The 2,036-nt window shown below is 67.9% G+C and carries 2 protein-coding genes; both read right to left on the bottom strand.

Annotated elements, in window-relative coordinates:
* Window positions 1-36: 36 nt before the first annotated feature.
* Window positions 37-285 carry an integrase core domain-containing protein gene (locus ACIBEA_RS44470; protein WP_399270265.1) on the bottom strand — a complete coding sequence of 83 codons (249 nt, stop codon included), beginning with the start codon at window positions 283-285 and terminating at the stop codon, window positions 37-39.
* 319 nt (window positions 286-604) lie between these two features.
* A complete protein-coding gene (locus ACIBEA_RS44465; protein WP_399270263.1) occupies window positions 605-1,876 on the bottom strand; it encodes an IS701 family transposase in 1,272 nt (423 codons plus the stop codon).
* Window positions 1,877-2,036 lie beyond the last annotated feature (160 nt).

The raw sequence follows: 2,036 nt of genomic DNA, 5'->3' as shown, positions 1-2,036 counted from the left end.
ACCTGAAGTTTCCCCGTGATCCTGGACACTCGATGTCTACGCTGCGAGGGCGTGCTGTTGCCGCTGCCTGGTCTCGGCCGGGGTGAGGTAGCCGAGGATCTTGTGTTTGCGTAGGCGGCGGCGGTTGTAGAAGATCTCGATAAAGTCGAAGACCTCGGCGCGGGCGGTGGCCCGGTCGGGCCAGATGCGGGTGCCGATCTCTTCCTTGAGGAGGGCCCAGAAGCTCTCCGCGGCGGCATTATCGAAGCATGATCCGGTGCGTCCGCAGCTTTGCCGCAGGCTCAACTCCGCTATCTCACTGCGAAATTCAGCTGATGTGTACTCGCTGCCGCGGTCGCTGTGTACGACGCATCCCGGGCGGAGTTCCGCCCGGCCTTGTACTACAGCCTCAGATCTTGAGGTTGTGATCGGTTCTGCTCGGGTTGTCGCCAGGGGCGTAGGCGGGTGGGCAGGGGGTCGCCGCGTCGGTTGTAGTGGCTGACGGTGGCCCGGGTCTGGTGCAGGGCTCGCCAGTGGTGCTGCTGGAGGTGGTAGGCGTCGCTGTGGTGGGTGATCAGGGCGGTGGCCGCGAGGAGCGTGGCGAGGGCTGGGACGGTCAGCCGGATCAGCGGGAGACGGCGCTCCTTCCTGCTGTCACCTGTGCTTTTCCCTCGTCTGCCGGGTCCAGGCCAGCGGGCTGCCCGGGGAGATCGGCTTCGGATTCGGGATCCGGGTCGGGGTGGCGGGCACGCTGGACGGTCAGGAAGGCCAGGGCGAGCATCGCGCAGGTGACGTGCCGGTGCCAGGAGGTCCAGCGGCGGACCTGGTACTGGCCGAGGCCGGTGATCTGCTTGGCGAGCTCGTTGTTCTCCTCGATCTTCCAGCGGACCCCGGCCCTCACGATCGCCTCGGTGACCGGGTCGGCGGCGGGGGCGTGGATGAGGAAGTACGCGTACTCGAAGTCGACGCGGCCGCCGGCCAGCTGCTTCTTCTCGGTGCTGCGGCGTATCAGCAGCTGATGGGCGAACCCCTCGGTCGGCATCTGTCCGGGCAGGGTCACCTCGAACCAGGTCCAGTCGTAACTGCGCTGCCCCTTGGAGCCCTCGCCCTGGCTGCGGCGCTCCCACTTCTCGCGCGCCGTGGCGTAGTGCAGCAGGTCACCGGCCGCCGAGACCTTCGGCAGGTACGGCTTGCCCGGAGGACCTTGAACCGGCAGCGTGACCGGCACCGCGAGTACGTAGCGGATCTTCCGCTCCTGCAGCCAGGACCTGAGGGCGGGGTCCTTGCCGTAGTCCGCGTCCGCGGCCACCCAGGAAAACGGCAGGCCGCCGGCCACCGCGGCCTCCAGCATGGCGAGGCCCAGGTGCGGCTTGGTGGCGAAGGCGAACTCGTCGGGCACCCCGGCCGCCCGGCACCGCTCACGGTCGCCCGTCCAGGACTGCGGCAGGTACAGGCGCCGGTCGAAGAAGGTGTGACCACTCGCGGCGGCGTAGGTGAGCATCACCATGACCTGGCAGTTGCGGACGTCACTGGTCGTCCCGCAGTGCTGGTGAGCGACCCCGACGGACTTGTCCCCCTTCTTGATCACCTGGGTGTCGTCCAGCACCAGCGTCGCGCCCGGATCCCCCAACTCCCGTGCCACGTACGCCTGCACCTCGCTCAGCAGCGCGTCCGCGCTCCAGGACGCCTCACCAAGGAACTTCTGGATCCGGTGCGGGGTGGCATGCCCGGCCCTCCCCGCCATCGTCCAGCCGTTCTTGCGGCCCAGGTCCGACAGCAGCCCCTCGATAAGATCGGCGAACACCTCCCGCGGTTCCGGCCGGGCGAACAGATGTCCCAACCCGCCAGTCAGGACGGCCAGTCCCTCGGCCCAGTCCCCGACGTGCTCCGTACTCACATCCATCAGCATGACCGGACAACGATCAGCACCGATCACCAGTCACATGATCTGAGGCTGTAGTACTTGGGCCATCTTCAGGGCGTCCACGACGAGGGAAGCGCGGTGGTGGTCGGCCATGGCGTAGCCGACGACCTCGCGGGTGGCCAGGTCCAGCCAG

It is taken from the genome of Streptomyces sp. NPDC051555, assembly GCF_044454405.1.
GTDB lineage: Bacteria > Actinomycetota > Actinomycetes > Streptomycetales > Streptomycetaceae > Streptomyces.
The sequence above is the reverse complement of the archived record's forward strand: the minus strand, read 5'-3'. Positions and strand labels throughout refer to the sequence as shown.